Annotated in this window: 4 protein-coding genes; all 4 read right to left on the reverse strand. The window is 71.7% G+C overall.

Translation table 11 applies throughout. From position 1 onward, the window contains the following. On the reverse strand, positions 1-830 hold an 830-nt coding region (locus AC1D01_RS32410; protein WP_477873606.1), incomplete at its 3' end, for a 2-dehydropantoate 2-reductase. A 42-nt stretch (positions 831-872) separates the two neighbouring features. After that, on the reverse strand, positions 873-1148 hold the full coding sequence (locus AC1D01_RS32415) for a hypothetical protein (protein WP_477873607.1): 276 nt from the start codon (positions 1146-1148) through the stop codon (positions 873-875). Beyond that, positions 1139-1417 (reverse strand): hypothetical protein, encoded by a 279-nt coding sequence (locus AC1D01_RS32420; RefSeq protein WP_477873608.1) that lies wholly within the window; start codon positions 1415-1417, stop codon positions 1139-1141. Before AC1D01_RS32420 ends, AC1D01_RS32415 begins: the two co-directional genes overlap by 10 nt. A gap of 86 nt (positions 1418-1503) precedes the next feature. Beyond that, the coding region (locus AC1D01_RS32425) for a sensor histidine kinase (protein ID WP_477873609.1) at positions 1504-1951 on the reverse strand (448 nt) is incomplete at its 5' end.

A 1951-nucleotide genomic window follows, 5' to 3' on the forward strand; every position in this document is an offset into this window, starting at 1 on the left:
TCCTGCAGCATCGAGGTCTTGAACGCGCCGAGCTTGCGCGTGACCTGCTGGCGGTCTTCCGGGGTCTGCGCGATCGCGCAGCCGATGCGCGCGCCGATGGCAGAGGCCTCGCGYATCGCGTTCGCGCAGAACGTGAGCAGCAGCGGGTCGTCGAGCACGCGGTCGACGGTGGCGCCGGTGATTGCCGACACCGGGTTCATCGTCATGTTGCCCCACAGCTTGTACCAGATGTCCTGGCGCACGCTGGCCGACACGGTGACGTCGAAGCCGGCCTGCGTGAGGAGGGCGCCGAGCTCGCGGGCGCGCGCTGATTCGCCGCCGCCGGGCTCGCCGATGATCAGGCCCTGGCCCATCTTGTGTTCGACGAGGCCGGGCTGCGGGCTGGTGGTGGCCGCGTGCACGACGCAGCCGAGCACCCGCTCGTGCGGGATCTTCGCGGCGATGCGGCCGCCGGGGTCGACGCTCTCGAGCGGTGCCTCGCCGATCGCCGCAATGCCGCGGCCGAACCACCACGGCACGCCGTTCATCGCCGGCAGCACGACGGTGTGCGGCGCAAGCAGCGGGGCGAGTTGATCGGCCACCGCGGCGAGCGCCGGGCCCTTCACGGCGATGACGACCACATCCTGCGGGCCCAGCTCGGCCGCATCGGCGCTGGCGGTGGCCGGCCCGGTGACGAGCTGGCCGCCTTGCTGCAGCCGCCAGCCGTGCTCGCGCAGCGCCTGCAGCGTCGCGCCGCGGGCGACTGCGCTGACCTGCGCACCCGTGTTCGCCGCGAGCCGCGCGCCGATGAACCCGCCGATCGCACCGGCCCCGTAGATGCACACCTTCATCGCTGCCCCTTTTCTGAACGAGGGGGCATTCTGCGACAGGCGCTACTTTCGTGTCTTCGGGGGTTTTGCCTTGCGCTTGTCCGGCGCGGCCAGCGCCAGCTGCTTCGCGACAGCGGCGTGGAAGCGCTCGATCTCGTCGGCGGTGGTGAGCGATGCGGGCAGCTCCACGTCGATGCGGTGCAGCGTCTGCGACGGTCCGGCGCGCAGCATCGCGACCGGGCCGATGCGGCGCGAGCCGGCCGGCAGGTCGACCTGGACGCCGACCACGCGGCCGGCCTCGGTGATCACGGTGGCGGTGTGCATGAGGGTCAGCTCCATTCCGCGATGCTGAGGTTGTAGTGGATCGCCGCCGCACCCGCGTTGCGGATGTTGACGGTGTAGTGGATGCCGTCGGTCTCGCCGTTCGAGCRGGCGACGACGCCCTGGCTGACCGTGACCAGTTCGACGTTGACCTGCGGCTCCTGGATGTTGGCGGCCGCGACAGCGACGCCGACATCGCGGCCGAAGCCGTCGAAGAAGTATTCCCAGTGGTGCGTGGCGCCGGCCGCGAGGCTCACGATGCCGCCGACATTGCGATGCAAGGCCATTCAGTTGCTCCGGTGGTGGTGCAGTGGACCTGCCACGGTAGCGGCGCCAGCGGCCGCGTCCATACCGAAACTTGGGGACGCGGGTGTCAGGCGGGGCGGCCGTCTTGCTGGCTCCCTTGCCGATACTCGAAGCGCAACCCCCCGCCCGGCGCCGTCTCCAGCACGATCTGCCCACCCAGCCTCTGCGCAATGCTGCGCGCGATCGACAGCCCCAGCCCGCTGCCGGTCTGCTGCGTGCCGAGCAGCCGGTAGAACGCATCGAACACCCGCTCGCGCTGGTCCGGCGGAATGCCGGGCCCGGTGTCGTCGACGCGCAGCAGCGCACGGCCACCGGCCTGCTCCAGGCTCACGTCGACGCGCCCGCCGGCCGGCGTGTAGCGCACCGCGTTGTCGACCGCGTTGCGCACCAGCGTCTGCAGGTCGACCGGCGTGCCGGCGACCCGCACCGCGTCGAGCCGCGTGACGCCCAGGTCGACCTGCCCGGCCTCGGCCATCGCGACCAGGTCGGACACCACCTCGCGCACCACCTCGTGC

The sequence above is a fragment of the Rhizobacter sp. P3_B12 genome (genome assembly GCF_056402895.1).

Excerpts from the sequence above, each read along its gene's own strand:
- AC1D01_RS32415 (WP_477873607.1), bottom strand. The coding sequence starts at position 1,148 with ATGGAGCTGACCCTCATGCACACCGCCACCGTGATCACCGAGGCCGGC.